The sequence below is a fragment of the Actinomadura xylanilytica genome (assembly GCF_030283145.1).
In the GTDB taxonomy this organism is placed as follows: Bacteria; Actinomycetota; Actinomycetes; order Streptosporangiales; family Streptosporangiaceae; genus Spirillospora; species Spirillospora xylanilytica.
The window spans coordinates 929,172-944,948 of sequence record NZ_JASNWE010000001.1; the positions used below are offsets into that span (position 1 = coordinate 929,172).

At 73.2% G+C, this 15,777-nt stretch carries 15 protein-coding genes; 7 read left to right on the forward strand and 8 right to left on the reverse strand.

The genetic code is table 11. The annotated features are described in order from the left end of the window. The first annotated feature begins 14 nt into the window (after positions 1 to 14). Positions 15 to 614 (forward strand): DUF4870 domain-containing protein, encoded by a 600-nt coding sequence (locus tag QP090_RS04400; RefSeq protein ID WP_285937153.1) that lies wholly within the window; start codon positions 15 to 17, stop codon positions 612 to 614. Here the strand turns inward: QP090_RS04400 and hemW are convergent. Together hemW and QP090_RS04410 are read right to left on the reverse strand one after the other, a co-directional pair. After that, complete coding sequence (gene hemW, locus QP090_RS04405; RefSeq protein ID WP_285937154.1) at positions 607 to 1,818, reverse strand: radical SAM family heme chaperone HemW; 1,212 nt, start codon at positions 1,816 to 1,818, stop codon at positions 607 to 609. The two genes, QP090_RS04400 and hemW, sit on opposite strands and share 8 nt — an antisense overlap. Positions 1,819 to 1,921: 103 nt before the next feature. Continuing rightward, a complete protein-coding gene (locus tag QP090_RS04410; RefSeq protein WP_285937156.1) occupies positions 1,922 to 2,362 on the reverse strand; it encodes an antitoxin YezG family protein in 441 nt (146 codons plus the stop codon). A 308-nt stretch (positions 2,363 to 2,670) separates the two neighbouring features. Between QP090_RS04410 and QP090_RS04415 the strand changes: the two genes are divergently transcribed. The 3 genes from QP090_RS04415 (at position 2,671) to QP090_RS04425 (ending at position 5,766) form a co-directional block, all read left to right on the forward strand. Continuing rightward, entirely contained in the window at positions 2,671 to 3,591 is a 921-nt protein-coding gene (locus QP090_RS04415) for a hypothetical protein (protein ID WP_285937157.1), read from the forward strand. A gap of 99 nt (positions 3,592 to 3,690) precedes the next feature. Beyond that, positions 3,691 to 5,115 (forward strand): hypothetical protein, encoded by a 1,425-nt coding sequence (locus QP090_RS04420; RefSeq protein WP_285937158.1) that lies wholly within the window; start codon positions 3,691 to 3,693, stop codon positions 5,113 to 5,115. Between the two features lie 180 nt (positions 5,116 to 5,295). Then, on the forward strand, positions 5,296 to 5,766 hold the full coding sequence (locus QP090_RS04425) for a DUF4870 domain-containing protein (protein ID WP_285937159.1): 471 nt from the start codon (positions 5,296 to 5,298) through the stop codon (positions 5,764 to 5,766). A gap of 72 nt (positions 5,767 to 5,838) precedes the next feature. Here QP090_RS04425 and lepA read toward each other — a convergent pair whose 3' ends face one another. Beyond that, the gene (gene lepA, locus QP090_RS04430; RefSeq protein ID WP_285937160.1) at positions 5,839 to 7,686 is read right to left on the reverse strand and encodes a translation elongation factor 4; all 1,848 of its coding nucleotides are present in this window, start codon (positions 7,684 to 7,686) and stop codon (positions 5,839 to 5,841) included. Positions 7,687 to 7,945: 259 nt separating this feature from the next. On the opposite strand from lepA, the gene rpsT reads away from it, so the two are divergent. Beyond that, a complete protein-coding gene (rpsT, locus tag QP090_RS04435; protein ID WP_285937161.1) occupies positions 7,946 to 8,215 on the forward strand; it encodes a 30S ribosomal protein S20 in 270 nt (89 codons plus the stop codon). Positions 8,216 to 8,305: 90 nt separating this feature from the next. Further along, positions 8,306 to 8,845, forward strand: a complete 540-nt coding sequence (locus QP090_RS04440; protein ID WP_285938570.1) for an RNA 2'-phosphotransferase — start codon at positions 8,306 to 8,308, stop codon at positions 8,843 to 8,845. On the opposite strand, the gene QP090_RS04445 is transcribed toward QP090_RS04440, so the two are convergent. Further along, positions 8,790 to 9,329 carry a hypothetical protein gene (locus QP090_RS04445; protein ID WP_285937162.1) on the reverse strand — a complete coding sequence of 180 codons (540 nt, stop codon included), beginning with the start codon at positions 9,327 to 9,329 and terminating at the stop codon, positions 8,790 to 8,792. The genes QP090_RS04440 and QP090_RS04445 overlap by 56 nt on opposite strands. Positions 9,330 to 9,398: 69 nt before the next feature. Between QP090_RS04445 and QP090_RS04450 the strand changes: the two genes are divergently transcribed. Next, positions 9,399 to 10,259, forward strand: coding sequence for a LysR family transcriptional regulator (locus tag QP090_RS04450; RefSeq protein ID WP_285937163.1), 861 nt, complete (start codon positions 9,399 to 9,401; stop codon positions 10,257 to 10,259). An 85-nt stretch (positions 10,260 to 10,344) separates the two neighbouring features. Here QP090_RS04450 and holA read toward each other — a convergent pair whose 3' ends face one another. From holA to QP090_RS04470, 4 genes are all read right to left on the reverse strand, one after another. Continuing rightward, a complete protein-coding gene (gene holA, locus QP090_RS04455) occupies positions 10,345 to 11,304 on the reverse strand; it encodes a DNA polymerase III subunit delta (protein WP_285937164.1) in 960 nt (319 codons plus the stop codon). Positions 11,305 to 11,344: 40 nt separating this feature from the next. Beyond that, positions 11,345 to 13,288 carry a ComEC/Rec2 family competence protein gene (locus tag QP090_RS04460; RefSeq protein ID WP_285937165.1) on the reverse strand — a complete coding sequence of 648 codons (1,944 nt, stop codon included), beginning with the start codon at positions 13,286 to 13,288 and terminating at the stop codon, positions 11,345 to 11,347. Positions 13,289 to 13,932: 644 nt separating this feature from the next. Continuing rightward, positions 13,933 to 14,766, reverse strand: coding sequence for a ComEA family DNA-binding protein (locus QP090_RS04465; RefSeq protein ID WP_285937166.1), 834 nt, complete (start codon positions 14,764 to 14,766; stop codon positions 13,933 to 13,935). A 102-nt stretch (positions 14,767 to 14,868) separates the two neighbouring features. After that, complete coding sequence (locus tag QP090_RS04470; protein ID WP_285937167.1) at positions 14,869 to 15,714, reverse strand: DegV family protein; 846 nt, start codon at positions 15,712 to 15,714, stop codon at positions 14,869 to 14,871. Positions 15,715 to 15,777 lie beyond the last annotated feature (63 nt).

Below are 15,777 nucleotides of genomic sequence, written 5' to 3' on the forward strand. Positions count from 1 at the left end.
CGAGGAGCAACGCGATGACGCACGGGCCACCCGAGGACCAGCCTGGCCGGGAACGGCCGGAGTACGAGCAGCCCGGGTACGGGCAACCTGGATACGGCCAGTCCGGATACGGACAGCCTGGATATGGGCCCGAGTACGGACAGCCCGGGTACGGACACCCGCCGGAGTACGGGCAGGCCCCCGGGTACGGGCAGCCGGGGTACGGGCAGGCGCCCGGGTACGGCGGACAGATGCAGCCCTACGGACCCGGGGCGTACGGGGCGTACGCCCCGGTGACGCAGGACGAGCGGACCTGGGCGCTGCTGACCCATCTCGGGCAGCTGGTCCTGTGGTTCGTCTCGCTCGGTTTCCTGGCCCCGCTGCTGGTCTTCCTGATCAAGAAGGACGAGTCGCCGTTCCTGCGCCACCACGGCGCGCAGGGCCTCAACTTCACCATCACCCAGATCATCTACTCGGTGATCAACATCGCGCTGATGTTCGTGCTGATCGGCTTCCTGACCGCGATCGCGCTCGGCATCACGCAGATCGTGTTCCTGATCATCGCGGCGGTGGCGGGCAACCGGGGCGACTGGTACAGGTTCCCGGCGTTCATGGCCTGGCCGATGGTCAAGTGAGGTCGCGGACGACGGCGTCGGCGAGGAGCCGGCCGCGGGTGGTGAGGACGGCCCTGCCGCGTTCGCGGTAGGGCCCGGCCTCGATCAGCCCGTCGCCGATCGCGCGGGCCACCGCCGCGTCGTCCAGCAGCGCGGCCGGGCAGCCGTCGGCGAGGCGCAGCTCCAGCATGATCCGTTCGATCCGGCGGTCGGCGTCGTCCAGGACCTCGCGCGCGTGCGCGGGTGTGACGCCCTCGGCCAGCCGGGCCGCGTAGGCGGCGGGATGCTTGACGTTCCACCAGCGGGTACCGCCGACGTGGCTGTGCGCGCCGGGCCCGACGCCCCACCAGTCGGCGCCGGTCCAGTAGAGGAGGTTGTGGCGGCAGGCCGCGCCGGGGCCGGTGGCCCAGTTGGAGATCTCGTACCAGCGCAGGCCATGAGCGCTCAGCATCTCGTCGGCCATCAGGTAGCGGTCGGCCATCGCGTCGTCGTCGGGGGTGGCCAGCTCGCCGCGGCGGACGCGGGCGGCCAGCCGGGTGCCCTCCTCGACGATCAGCGCGTACGCCGACACGTGGTCGGGGCCGGTGGAGAGCGCCGCCTCCAGGGAGAGCCGCCAGTCCTCGTCGCTCTCCCCCGGCGTCCCGTAGATCAGGTCGAGGTTGACGTGCTCGAAGCCGGCCTTCCGGGTCCAGTCCACGACGAGCGGGACGCGCCCGGGGGTGTGCGTGCGGTCGAGGACCTTCAGGACGTGCTCGCGGGCGCTCTGCATGCCGTACGAGACGCGGGTGAACCCGGCCTCGCGCAGGCCCTCCAGGTACGCCTGGTCGACCGACTCGGGGTTGGCCTCGGTGGTGACCTCGGCGCCCGGCGCCAGCCCGAACTCGGCGTCGACGGCCGCGAGGATCCGGCCGAGGTCGTCCGGCGGCAGCAGCGTCGGGGTTCCGCCGCCGACGAACACGGTCTCGACCGGCAGGTCGGCGTCGCCGAGCACCCGCCGCGCCATCCGCACCTCGGCGATCGCGGTGTCGGCATAGGAGTCGCGGCTCGCGCCCGGGCCCAGCTCGGTCGCGGTGTAGGTGTTGAAGTCGCAGTAGCCGCAGCGGGTCACGCAGAACGGGACGTGGACGTAGAAGGCGAACGGGCGGGTGCCCAGCCCCTCCGTGGCGCCGCGGGGCAGCGCGCCGTCGGCGGGAACGGGGTCACCATCGGGAAGGGTCGCGGGCACCCCTCAAGTCTGCCGTGCCCGGACCCGTGCCCAAGCCAGGCGTGTCCCGGGGCACGGGTTCGGGTTCGGGTTCGGGTTCGGCCCTATGGACCTCGTCGCCGCGTCAGGCGTCGCGGAGCTTGGCGCGCAGCCAGGCCGGGATGTGATCGTCGGAGCGCGGGAAGCGGTCGAGGTCGATGACATAGGCGGCCGGGTCGAGCGCCGGGGTGAAGTCGGGCTCGCCGTCGTAGTCGAACTCGGCGCTGAACCGGCCGGACCTCTCGATGTCGAGGCGGGCGGTGAACCACGCGCCCTTCCCCCGGCGGTACATGACGCGGCGCAGCTCGTCCATCTTGCCGATGGCGTGCCCCGGGGGGAAGGCCTGCCGCATCCCGCCCTCGGAGTCGACGACCTCGAACGAGGCGCTGTCGATGCCGACCGTCGCCCGGAACTCGAAGCCGAGCCGTTCCCAGCCGAACGGCGCGGCGGAGCGCAGCGCGCGGACGGCCCCGTCCACCGTTTCCCGCTCTTTCGGGGAACGCAGAACCTGCTCGGAGTGGGTCACGCTCGAACCTCCGGAACCGTCGCGGCCGCTGCCCTCCGACCGTACCGACATAGCGGCCCGGACCAAGCAGCGGCGCCCGTGTCGCGGCGAACCACCGCGACGCCTCTGGGGACCATACGTGACGATCTTGGCTGATCGCCGCGCAGATCCCCCGTCGTCCCGGCGGCCGGCCGAGCGTCCGGCCGCCCGCCCGGACGGACCATCGCCCGTTCGCCCCGTCCGACCGTCGCGCCCCGGTACGTCCCGGTGCGTCCGGTGTGTTCGCAGCGCCCGCGCTGTGGCCGGCGGGGGCGGATAGGCTCGGCCGAATGCGGGACGAGGGGGATGTGGGGGCGGCCGTGTACGGGCGGGTGCCCGCGCGCGTGGTGCTGCGCGGCGAACCGGGTGGCTGGCACTACGTGATCGTCGACAAGGCGTCCACCGAGGAGCGGCACGGGCTCGCCGGACCGGGGGTCCGCTGGCGGACCGGCGGCGGGAACGACCCCGAACCCCCGTGGTGGCGCCGCAGGCTCGCCGACGCGGCCGAGGCCATGCGCGAGACGATCGCCTGGCGGCTCACCGACCGGACCTTCGCCGAGCTGGGCGTGGAGGCCGACATCGCCTGGTTCGCGGTGGACGACCCGGTCTCCTGGGAGGGGCTGGTCACGCTCCGCGACCCCGACCCGGCGCGCTTCCCGGGCCGGGCGGCGCCGTTCCTGATCACCCTGGAGCCCGGACGCGGCGCCCTGCTCCCGGACGCCAGCCTGCTGTTCTCCACGCGGGCCCCGGACGTGTGGGCGACCCTCGCCGCGGTCGCCGAGCGATGTGCGACCGCCCCGCCCACCCCGTCGCCGGTGTGCGGCTGGGCGGGGCACCAGGGGGTGCGGGTCGGCCGGGGGCGGCTCGCGCTGTCCACCGAACGCGGCGCGGACGGCGTCGAGCGGCTCGGCGAGATCTTCGGCACCCGCGGCCCCGGTTGGGGCGGCTCCCCCGAGCTGCGGGTCCGGCTCGACGGCATCGACCTCCTGGACGAGACGGCGGCCGACGTGGTCGCGCTCTTCCGCGAGCTCGGGCATGAGGTGGTCCGGCGAGGCCGGACGGTCCGGCTGCCCGCGCTCGGCCTCATGCTCTCCGAACCCGAACCCGAGCCCACCGCGGACGGGGACGCCGTCCTCGAGGAACGCTTCACCGGGGTGTCGCTCCAGCCGCCGTCCGACGACGCCCCCGCCCCTCGCTGGGCCCGAGGCTGAACGCGGGACGGCTCTCAACCGTCCCGACACTCACGAGGGACCGGTTCTTCACCCGAACGCGACCGCGTCCCTCTAGGTTCGCCGCTCATGAGATGCCGCGTGCGTTACGCCGCCTCCGGCCTCACCGGTGCCCTCGCCGGTGCACTCCTCTACTCCGTCCCCGCCTCCGCAGCCTCCCCGGTCCCCGCAACCCCTGCTGCCTCCGCCAGCACTCTCACCCTCGACCGGGGCGGCCCCGCCCGCTCCCTGTCCTACTCGGCCGGACGGGACGGCGAGGCCGTCATCGCCTTCACCGTCGCCGCGCCCGGCGTCTCCTGGGCTCGTAAGGGAGCCGAGTCCGCAGTGGTGTCGCTGGCCGTGGACGGGCGTCACGTGACCGATCTGGTGGTCCCCTCGTCCGACCCGACACCGCGCAGCCTCGGGCTGGGGCGTCTGCGCCGTGGGAAGCACAAGGTGACTCTGCGCTTCGCCCAAGGCAGCGCCCCGGCCGCACGTCGCGTCGTCCTTACCCGGCCGCAGGTGCGGATGCCGCAGGCGGACCAGCTCGCGCTACGGCACGCGCCCATCGTCGTCGGACGCACCGGCTGGCCGTTCGGCGACCCGTACCAGAACGCGCGCACCGACACCCCGCTGATCGCCTGGCATGAGATCCGGCCCGCCGGCCAGGGCGGGGCCGGCGCCCCTGGCCACCGCGTGCTGGAGTACTCGCTGGTATGGAGCAATGAGGACGGCGGCACCGACACTCCCGCCTTGATGGCCCGCTGGGGACGCACGACCGACATCGAGTGGGTGTACCGCGTCGAGGTGGACGCGTCCGGACGGCGCGTCGCGGACACCAGCGTGTACCAGGCGCCGCAGCATCTGACGCTGAAGTTCACCGGCCGCTACAAGGGCGACCACCCCGTCCTCCAGACCTGCACCGACAACAACAACATGTGCGACGTCGTCAGCCCGGACGCGCCGCTGCGATTCCTGCCGGACGCGTCCGGGACCCGGCCCGCCTCGCGCGCCCGCGAGGTGGTGATGGACCGCGAGCCGTGGACCTACCGGGTCATGGCCCAGGAGATGGTGCGCGAGGCGAAGATCGAGAAGCCGTCCGACCCCGGCACTCGGGAGGTCGGCGACCAGCGCGCCTACCTGTTCATCGAGTTCGCCAAGCGGACCGGCGACGCCGCGGGCGGCGGGTCGGTGCCCGGAGTGACGCTGGGCGTGCGGCTCCGGCGCGATCCGTCCCGCGTCTACCGTTCCGACCACGGTGAACGCACCTGGTCGATCGACCGGGACGGCGCGGTCGCCACCACGGTCGAGTTGCCCGAGGGCACCACCGCCGGCGACATCGCGAGCATCGAGGCCGTCCGGCAGCCGGTGGGGCTCGGCGACAACGGCGCCCCCGCGACGGTCACGTCGGTCGGCCGCGGGTTCTTCCTGCGCGGCGCGTACCTTCCGCAGCGGTCGTTCGTCCAGTGGAAGGGATCGGTGACGCTCACCGCCGCGTCCCCCGTCTCCGTCCTCTGGCGGCCCTGACCCGCCACCGCCGTCCGGGATCGCGGCGTGCCGTCACTGCCCGGCCATTCCCCTGGGCAACTCATTTCGGGACGGCACGCCGCAAACAATCTGAAAGCGGGAACCATCGAACTTCGGGCGCGTCCAAAGAGTCGTACACTTCGCCAACAACTCCAGCCGACACCGGAGAGGACACCCGCCATGGCCTACGGGCCTCCCCCGTCACCCGGCCAGGGCCGGCAGCCCGCCTGGCAGCAGTCCGCCTGGCAGCAGCCCGGGCCTCCGCCCCCTCCTCCGGACCCGCAGGGCCGCGGCACCGCGCAGATGCCCGGCCACTTCGGCCCGGTCAGCCACGACGACACGACCTGGTCGCTGATGGCCTACCTCGGCCAGTTCCTGGTCGGCGCGATCGCCCCGGCGATCGTCTACCTCGGGAAGGCCCGCTCGCCGTTCGTCCGGCGGCACGCCGCGCAGGGGCTCAACATCGGCATCGGCGCGTTCGTCGTCTGGGTCGTCGCCGGGCTGCTCTCGCTCGCCGTGAGCCTTCTCATCTGGGTGCCGATCCTCTACACGGCCGCGGTCATGTTCTTCCTGGTGCACGCGGCCAGAGCGGCCAACCGCGGCGAGTTCCGCAGCACTCCCAAGATCATCGCCTGGCCGCTGGTGAAGTGACCCCCGGGCGCGAGTCCGGGGGGATGCGGGTCCGGCGCGGTGCAGACCGTCACCGCGCCGGCCCGTGCACCGCTACTTCCGGCCCTTGTCGCCCGGGGCCTCGCTGCCGGTGGACAAGGCGGCGACGAACGCCTCCTGCGGGACGTCGACCCGGCCGATCGTCTTCATCCGCTTCTTGCCCTCCTTCTGCTTCTCCAGCAGCTTGCGCTTACGGGAGATGTCGCCGCCGTAGCACTTGGCGAGGACGTCCTTGCGGATGGCGCGGATGTTCTCACGGGCGATGATGCGGGCCCCGATCGCCGCCTGGATCGGCACCTCGTACTGCTGCCGCGGGATGAGCTCCTTGAGCTTGGCCGTCATCCGCAGCCCGTACTCGCGGGACTTCTCCTTGTGCACGATCTGGCTGAACGCGTCGACCGACTCGCCCTGCAAGAGGATGTCGACCTTCACCAGGTCGGACTCCTGCTCGCCGCTCGGCTCGTAGTCGAGCGAGGCGTAGCCGCGGGTGCGCGACTTGAGCTGGTCGAAGAAGTCGAAGATGATCTCGGCGAGCGGCAGCGTGTAGCGGATCTCGACCCGGTCCTCCGACAGGTAGTCCATGCCGAGCAGCACGCCGCGGCGGCCCTGGCACAGCTCCATGATCGCGCCGATGTGCTCGCTCGGGGACAGCAGAGTGGCCCGGACGATCGGCTCGTACACGGTGTCGATCTTGCCCTCGGGGAACTCGCTGGGGTTGGTGACGACGTGCTCGGTGCCGTCCTCCATGACCACCCGGTAGACCACGTTGGGCGCGGTGGAGATCAGCGACAGGTCGAACTCGCGCTCCAGCCGCTCGCGGACGATCTCCATGTGCAGCAGCCCGAGGAACCCGCAGCGGAACCCGAACCCGAGCGCCACCGACGTCTCGGGCTCGTACACCAGCGCGGCGTCGTTGAGCCGCAGCTTGTCGAGCGCGTCGCGCAGCTCGGGGTACTGGTCGCCGTCCACCGGATAGAGGCCGGAGAACACCATCGGCTTGGGGTCCTGGTAGCCGCCGAGGGCCACCGGCGCGGGCCGGGCCGAGGTGGTGACGGTGTCGCCGACGCGCGCCTGGCGCACGTCCTTCACCCCGGTGATCAGATAGCCGACCTCGCCGACGCCGAGGCCCGCAGCGGGCTTGGGCTCCGGGGAGATCACCCCGACCTCCAGGGTGTCGTGCGCCGACCCGGTCGACATCATCATGCTCTTGTCGCGGCGGGACAGGTGCCCGTCGATGATCCGCACGTACGTCACCACGCCGCGGTAGGTGTCGTACACCGAGTCGAAGATCAGCGCGCGGGCCGGGCCGTCGGGGTCGCCGACCGGCGCCGGCACCACCTCGACGATCCGGTGGAGCAGCTCGGTGACGCCCTCGCCGGTCTTGCCGGACACCCGCAGCACGTCGGACGGTTCGCAGCCGATGATCCCGGCCAGCTCCGCGGCGTACTTGTCCGGCTGCGCCGCGGGCAGGTCGATCTTGTTGAGCACCGGGATGATGTCCAGGTCGGCCTCGATCGCCAGATAGAGGTTGGCCAGCGTCTGCGCCTCGATCCCCTGCGCCGCGTCCACCAGCAGCACCGCGCCCTCGCAGGCGGCCAGCGACCGGGACACCTCGTAGGAGAAGTCCACGTGGCCCGGGGTGTCGATCAGGTTGAGCACGTACCCGCGGCCGTCCGCGCCGGTCCACGGCAGCCGGACCGCCTGGCTCTTGATGGTGATGCCGCGCTCGCGCTCGATGTCCATCCGGTCGAGGTACTGGGCGCGCATCTGGCGGTCCTCGACCACCCCGGTCAGCTGCAACATCCGGTCGGCGAGCGTCGACTTGCCATGGTCGATGTGCGCGATGATGCAGAAGTTGCGGATGATCGCGGGGTCGGTCTTGTTGGGCTCTGGCGCTGGCACCGGGGTCCGTTCACAAACTCGCAGGTGGACAGGGAAATGACGGATCTTGCCGTATCCCATGTTCCCATGGCGGCCGGGATGCTCCGTGCACCGGTCCGGGCGCCGGTTTGGGGCCGGGCGGCGGGATTGGTAAGCTGTGCGTCTGCGTGTGGCGTACCGTCGTGCCTCGGGGCATCGACCGCCCCGTTAAACCGTTCGTTGGAGCCTGCCCCGCGCTGAGGGCAGGCGAGGATCGCAACCAAGGCTGAGGCACTACGACGTGGCTAACATCAAGTCCCAGATCAAGCGGAACAAGCAGAACGAGAAGGCTCGGCTGCGCAACAAGGCCGTGAAGTCCGAGCTGAAGACGGCGATCCGCCAGTTCCGCGAGGCCGCTGAGGCGGGCAATGTCGACGACGCCGTCGCCGCGCAGCGGAACGCCGCCCGCAAGCTCGACAAGGCGGTCAGCAAGGGCGTCATCCACAAGAACCAGGCGGCCAACCGCAAGTCGGCGATCGCCAAGCGCGCCGCCGCACTTCAGGCCGGCTGAGACCAACGCGTTTCCGCGACGGAGCCGCTGTCCCTCGGGGCCGCGGCTCCGTCGCGTTGCCCGCGTCCGGTCCGGGGTGACGCGGTGAGCATGGACCGGCGCCGCCTGGTGAAGATCTCCAAGTATCTCGCCAAGCACCTGCGGCACCGGCCGGAGCGGATCGGCCTCACCCTCGACGGCGGCGGCTGGGCCGACGTCGACGAGCTGCTGCGCCGCGCCGCCGCGCACGGCTTCCCCTTCACCCGCGCCGAGCTCGAGCACGTCGTCGCCCGCAACGACAAGCGGCGGTACGCCTTCGACGCCGCGGGCCTCCGGATCCGCGCCAGCCAGGGCCATTCCGTGGCCGTCGAGCTGGACCTCCCGCCGAGCCCGCCCCCGCCGCTCCTCTATCACGGCACCGTCCAGGAGGCGCTGGAGGCGATCCACCGCGACGGCCTGCGCCGCATGGACCGTCACGCCGTCCACCTGTCCCCCGACCGGGAGACGGCGCGGCGCGTCGGCGCCCGCCGCGGACGCCCCGTCGTGCTCGTCGTGGACGCCGCCGGGATGGCCGCCGCGGGGCACCGGTTCCAGGTCAGCGCGAACGGCGTGTGGCTGGTGGACGCGGTGCCGGCCGAATATCTGCGCTGATCAGCTCCCCGGCCTCCGCCCACGTCCGGGGTTTGCGCACCCAGTCCGGCGCCGGACGCTTCTGCGGGCCGAAGAGGTACCGGTACGGGACGATCTCCCGGATCGCCCGGTGCACGTCCACCCGGTCGTCGATCATGTGGGTGATGCCGAGCCCGGCGCAGTGCCCGGCCTTCTCCGCCCGCTTGCGGCAGAACCGCACGTTGCCGCGCGGGATCCCGGTCCGCGCGTAGAAGTCGTGGTGGTCGAGCCAGGCCAGCGTCCGCCGCCGCACCCGGTCCCCGCACTTGGAGATGATCCAGGCCCGCCCGCCGAACGCCGCGACGAGCTCGGGGAGGACCTCGTACACGCCCTCCGTGGCCGGCGAGCGGAGCGCCTCCTCCTCGTCGCCGTCCAGGAAGACGGTGTCGGCGCCGCCGTGCACGAGCGGCCCGCCGTGGATGACCCGCCCGAAATCGACGCCGAGCCGGAGCTGGTCGATGTTCATGTGTTCAGGCTGACGTCCCCGCTGCTCAAACTGAACTATGCATCGACCCGTGGGCTATAGTCCACGCCTATGGATCTGGCCAGGGTGTCCACCGACGCGCTGGCCTCGTTCGCCGTCTTCGCCGACCACCTCAACTTCACCCGGGCCGCCGCGGAACTGCACATCTCCCAGCCGGCCCTGCACGTCAAGGTGCAGAAGCTCGCCGCCGCACTGGGCCGTCCGCTGTACCGGCGCGAGGGCCGCCGGCTGGGGCTCACCCCCGAGGGCGAGGCCGTGGCCCGCTTCGCCCGCGAGCTCGACGGCCGCGTCGCCGCGTTCCTCGCCGAGATCCACGGCACCTCCCCGTCCCGCGTACCCGTCCTGGCCGCCGGTGAGGGCGCCTACCTCTACCTGCTCGGCGACGTCGTCCGGGCCGTCCCCCGGCCCCGTCTGATCAACGGCGACCGAGCCAAGACGCTGACCGCCGTCCGCACCGGCCGCGCCGACCTCGGCGTCGCGGTCCTCGACGTCCTGCCCGCCGACCTGCACGCGGTACCGCTGGCCGCGTACCCACAGGTCCTGGTGATGCCCGAGGACCACCCGTTGGCCGCCCGCCCGCACCTGAGGCTCACCGACCTGTCCGGTTCGTCCCTGGTGGTGCCCCCGCCCTGGGGCCCGCACCGAATCACCCTGGAACGCGCCCTGCGCGCGGCCCAGGTCCCCTGGTCGGTGGCGGTGGAGGCCGCGGGCTGGCCTCTGCTGCTGCACTTCGTGTCACTGGGCGTGGGGCTCGCGGTCGTCAACGGCTGCGTCCGCCCTCCCCCCGGCCTCGTCCAGAGGACGATCACCGACCTCCCCCTCGTCCAGTACCACGCCCTCCACCTCCCCGACCGCACCGGCGACCCTCTGGTACGGAACCTCCTCGCCACAGTCCGCGCCCAACTCCCCTGACCCGGCCGGCCCCACATCGGCAGCACCCGACACCACAGCCAACGGTCGGCGGATCACGCGGGTGGTCAGCGGATCGAGCCTCCGGTCAGCGGGCTGCGCGGGCGGTGACGATGTCGGCGACGGTCTTCTCCAGCGCGTAGGCGGTGTCAGCGGCGCCGCCCTTGACCTGGGCGTCCGCTTCGGCCACCGCGGTGATCGCGCGGGCGACGCCCTCGCCGGACCAGCCGCGGAGCTGGCGCTGCACCCGGTCGACCTTCCATGGCGGCATGCCGAGGTCCTTGGCCAGGGACGCGCCGCGGGCGCCACGTGGGGCACCGCCCACCTTGGCCAGGCCGCGGACCCCCTGGGCGAGCGCGCTGACGATCAGTACCGGTGCGACGCCGGTCGCGAGCGCCCATCTCAGCTGTTCGAGGGCTTCGGCGAGCTGGCCCTCGATCGCCTTGTCCGCGACGGCGAAACCGCTGACCTCGGCGCGTCCACGGTAGTAGCGGGCGACCGCGGCGTCGTCCACCTTGCCGCCGGTGTCGGCGACGAGCTGGCTGCACGCGGCGGCCAGCTCGCGCAGGTCGTTGCCGACCGCGTCGAGCAGCCCGCGGGCGCCGTCGGTGGAGATCTTGCCGCCGTGCCGCCGGATCTCGGCGCGGACGAAGTCGATCCGCTCCCCCATCTTGGTGACCTTGGGGCAGGCGATCTTGCGGGCGCCCAGCTTGCCCAGGCCGTCCACCAGCGCCTTGCCCTTGGCCCCGCCGTGGTGCACCGCGACCAGCGCGACGTCGGCGGCGGGCGTCCGGGCGTACCTGAGCACTTCGGCCGAGAGGTCCTTGCCGAGGTCCTGCGCGGCCCGCAGCACCAGGACCTTGCCGCCGCCGAACAGCGACGGCGAGGTCAGCTCGGAGATCCGGCCGGGCTCCAGTCCGCCGGGGGCCAGGTCGATCACCTCCGTCTCGGGGTCGTCGGCGCGCGCGGACGCGGCGATGTCGGCGATCGCCCGGTCCACGAGCAGCTCTTCGTCTCCGACGATCAGGGTGATGGGATCGGCTGGCACTCCTGAAGCATGCCACGCCGCGCCCCCTGATCGCGCCGTCTCATCGGCGGGGGACGACGGACAGGCCGCCCGTCGTGCGGACCACCGCGACGTCGCCCTCCTGGTCGGTGCGGTGGACACGCGATCCGAGACTTCGCAGGCGGTCGACCGTCGACGGCGCGGGGTGGCCGTAGTCGTTGTCGCGGCCGACGGAGATGAGCGCGACCGAGGCGTGCGCGGCGGCGAGGAAGGCCGGATCCTGGCTGCGGGAGCCGTGGTGCGGCACTTTGATCACCTGGACGGCGGGCACGCTGCCGGCCAGCGCCCGCTGCGCGTCGGCCTCGACGTCGCCCGCGAGCAGTGCGCTGAATCCCGGACGGCGGGCGACCAGCACCACGCTGGCGTCGTTCACCGTGGTCCCGTCGTCGCCGGGGGCCAGGCGTGGGCCCGCCGACAGCGGGCCCAGCACCGAGAGGGTCAGGTCGCCGACGCTCCAGCGCTGGCCGGTGAGCGCCTGCCGGACGACCAGGCCGGAGGTGAACCTGGCCTCGCGGCCGGGGCCGCGCGGGGTGGTCAGGACGGCGTGGACGGCTCGATGGCTCCTGACGCCGGCGACTCCGTCGACGTGATCCGCATGGGGATGGGTGAGGACCAGTAACGGCACGTCCCGGATGGCGAGCCGTTCCAGGCAGCCCTCGACGAGCCGTGGATCGGGACCGGTGTCCACCACGACCGCGCGGCCCGGACCGGCCGCCAGGGCGAGAGCGTCCCCCTGGCCGACATCGCAGGCGACCAGTGCCCAGCCGGGTGGTGGCCATCCGGGAGCGAGCAGCCGCAATCCGACGACCGCGATCAGGACACCGGCCATCGCCGCCACCGCGACCAGGCGCAACCGTCGGCTGCGCAGGATGAGGACCGCCACGACAGCGGCGGCGAGCAGCGCCACGGCCCCGAGCCCGCCGCCCTTCCAGGGGATGGTGGCGTACGGGAGCCTGGCCGCCGTGCGAGCGATCCACACGACCCACGCCACGGCCAGCCCCGCGGGCCACACCACCAGCCGGGCCAGCGGGAGCGAGACCAGCGCGGTCACGGCGCCCAGCGCGCCGAGCAGGGTGGCCGGGGCCACTGCGGGTGCGGCCAGCAGGTTGGCGGCCACCGACACCACGCCCACCTCGCCGGACAGCATCACCAGAACGGGCGCGACGGCGACCTGAGCGGCAGCCGCGACCGCCAGGGCGTCGGCCAAGGGGCCGGGCAATCGGCGGCGCAGCCGCTCCTGCCATGGTGGCGCGAGGACCAGCAGCCCTCCTGTCGCCAGGACCGACAGCGCGAATCCGTAGGAGCGGGCGAGCGTCGGGTCGATCAGCACCAGCAGCAGCACGGCCGCGGCCAGCGCGGGCAGCCCCTGGCGCCGCCGGCCGGTAAACAGCGCCAGCAGGCCGATCAACCCCATCACCGTGGCCCGCAGGACGCTGGGTTCGGGACGCGCCACCACGACGAAGGCGAGCACTGCGAGCACGGCCACCGGAGGGGCCCGCCGCCGTCCCAGGCCGGCGAACCGGCACAACCCCAGCACCGCGCCGATGACGATCGCCAGATTCGCGCCGGACACGACCAGCAGGTGGGTGAGCCCGGCGGTGCGGAAGACCTCGGCGAGATCCGGATCGATCCGGGACGTGTCGCCCACGACCATGCCGGGCAGCACTCCGCGCTGATCGGCGGGAAGCCGGTCCACCGACCGGCGCAGCCGCGCGCGAACCGTCTCGGCGGCGCGCTGGAGGGGCGAGGGCGGCCCGAGGACGGACGGTGGCCCGCGCACGACCACCACGGCGGCCAGGAGGTCGGCGCTCCGGGGTGTGCCGAATCTCCCGTTGAGGCGGGCCCGCTGGCTGGGCAGCAGTTCGAGCCAGCGCCGGTCGGACGCGATCAGCAGCACCGGCACACGGACCTCGGTCCGCCGTCCCGGCTCGAGCACGGCCTCCACGCGCGCCCGGATGAGGATCACCGGTCCCGCCCGTCCCCGCTTCGTCTGGGGATCCCCCGTGACGACGGCCTCGGCCGACGCGCGATGCCCGGCACGAGCGAGCTCACGGACCGGCCCCGACTCCACGGCGGAGGCACGGAACCCCACCCCCGCCGCCGACGCCGCCGCGCAGGCGACGACCGTCCCGAGCAGGAGCCGCGACGGCGAGGGCCGCCCACCCCCGCGCCCTTCGCGCCGGTCACGAGTCCCCGGCGATCGCGCGCCCTGGTGTCCCGGTTCACACTCACCCGGCTCGGAGCGCCCCGACTCGTCTGGACTCGGCTCGAACACCCCCTGCCCCTGCTCAGGCAGAGCCGACTCAGGTGCGTGCCGCTCGGGTGGGCCGGGCTCGGGTGGGCCGGGCTCGGGTCGGTCTGACTCGGGTGGTGGTGGGTGATGCGGGCCCTGTCGGGAGGGGCGGCGCTGGAGGCGGACGGGGCGGCGGGCGAAGAGGAGGAGGACTGCTGCTATGGCACCGGCGGCGGCGATGGCGAAGGCCACTGCGGCGCCTGCGCCGATGGCGGCGGCTGCAGCCAGCCAGACGGCCGATGCCGGGCCGATCAGTCTCAGGTCATGTCCGGGGTCGTGGTCGTGGTCGTGGTCGTAATCGGAGGTGCGAGGACCGGTCATACCCGCACCATGGACTTCAGGTCGGCAAAGCGGCGGCTGCCTATGCCGCTGACCTCCTGGAGTTGGTCGACGGAGCGGAAGGCGCCGTGCTGGGTTCGGTAGTCGACGATGCGCTGGGCGAGGACGGGACCGACCCCAGGGAGCTGGTCGAGCTGTGCGGCGCTCGCGTTGTTGAGGTCCACGGGCGTGCCCGCGGCGGCGCCCGGGCCCGCTGACGCGGCGCCGGCTCCGGCGCCGGGGGGCTGGACGGTGCCCGGAGGCGGGCGGATGCCCACGGGGATCTGCTCACCATCGACGACCTTGCGGGCGAGGTTGAGCGAGCCCGTTCCGGTGCCCGGCCGGACGCCGCCGGCCGCTTTGATCGCTTCGGCGACCCGTGCCCCGCCGGGCAGGGAGATCACACCGGGATGCCTGACCTTGCCCAGCACGTGCACGACGACCGTGCCCCCGGCCTGAGAGGCGGCCGGGGAGGTGGACGCGCGGAGGGAGGCCGCGGGGCTGAGGGACACCATGGGCGAGGCGGTCATCGCGACCGGCGCGACCGGCTGCGGCCGGGGGCGCGCGAGCCACAGGTAGCCGACCGCGACGACTGCGGCGATCACCGCGACGAGCATGAGGGCGCGCGCTCCGCTCCAGCCCGGATCGAATCGCGACCGTGGGATCTCGATGCCGGGCGGCTCGGGTCCCGAGCGCAGCCGGGCCATGGGAGGCGTGGGGTCGTCGGCCGTGCCCCCGTCGAGCGGACCGGGCGGCCTCGGGCGCCCGGAGAGCCGGTCCATGAGCGGTCGCAGCCGGTCGGCACCGATGTCGTGACGCTGGGTGAACCTCATACCGTCCGACGCTAGGCGGGCGCGATCCGCTCCGACAGTACCCGCGAGAAATGTGGATAACTCTGCTACGTCGCAGGTCAGAGAGCTAGGCGGGTGCGGGAGTCAGGGTTGCGGGGCGATCACGACGCCGAGCATGCCGGGTCCGACGTGGGCGCCGATGACCGGGCCGACCTCGCCCACGTAGACGTCGACGACGTGCGGGATCCGAGCGCGCAGGCGGACGGCGAGGGACTCGGCGCGGGCGGCGGCGGCCAGGTGCTGGACGCCGAGGTCGACTCTGCGGTCCCCCGCCTCGGCGACCGCGATCTCCTCCAGCCGGGCGAGCGCCCGCGCGGACGTGCGGACCTTCTCCAGGGGCGCGATCCGGCCGTCCGCGATGCCGAGCAGCGGCTTGACCATGAGCGCGGACCCGAGGAGCGTGGCGGCGGCGCCGATCCGCCCGCCGCGGCGCAGGTGTTCGAGGGTGTCGACGTAGAAGAGCGACCGTGACCGGTCGGCCCGGCGGGTCGCGGCCTCCGCGGCCTCATCCGCGCCGGCGCCGCGCAGCACGGCCGCGGCGGCCGACAGGGCGGCGAAGCCGAGGCCGAGGCCGATCGTGCCGGTGTCGACGACGCGTACCGGCACCGGTGCCGCTTCCGCGGCGAGCCGGGCGGCCTGGGCGGTGCCCGACATCGCGGCCGACAGGTGGACCGACACCACAGCAGCCGCGCCCGCGTCCGCCAGCGCCCGGTAGACGCCGGCGAACCGTTCGGGCGCGGGGCGGGAGGTCGTGACGGGGCGCCGGTCCTTCAGTGCCCGCGCGGCCTCGCCGGTGGTGACGTCGCCCTCGTCCCGGACGGTGCCGCCCACCGCGATCTGCATGGGCACGACGGTGAGGCCGTGCCGTCCGGCCAGTTCGGCGGGAAGGTAGGAGGTGGAATCGGTGACGACCGCGACCACACTGCCCATGAGGGGGAGATTACTCCTCCGTCCCGGTCACGGAGTGACCATGACGTATCGGCATGTAACGCC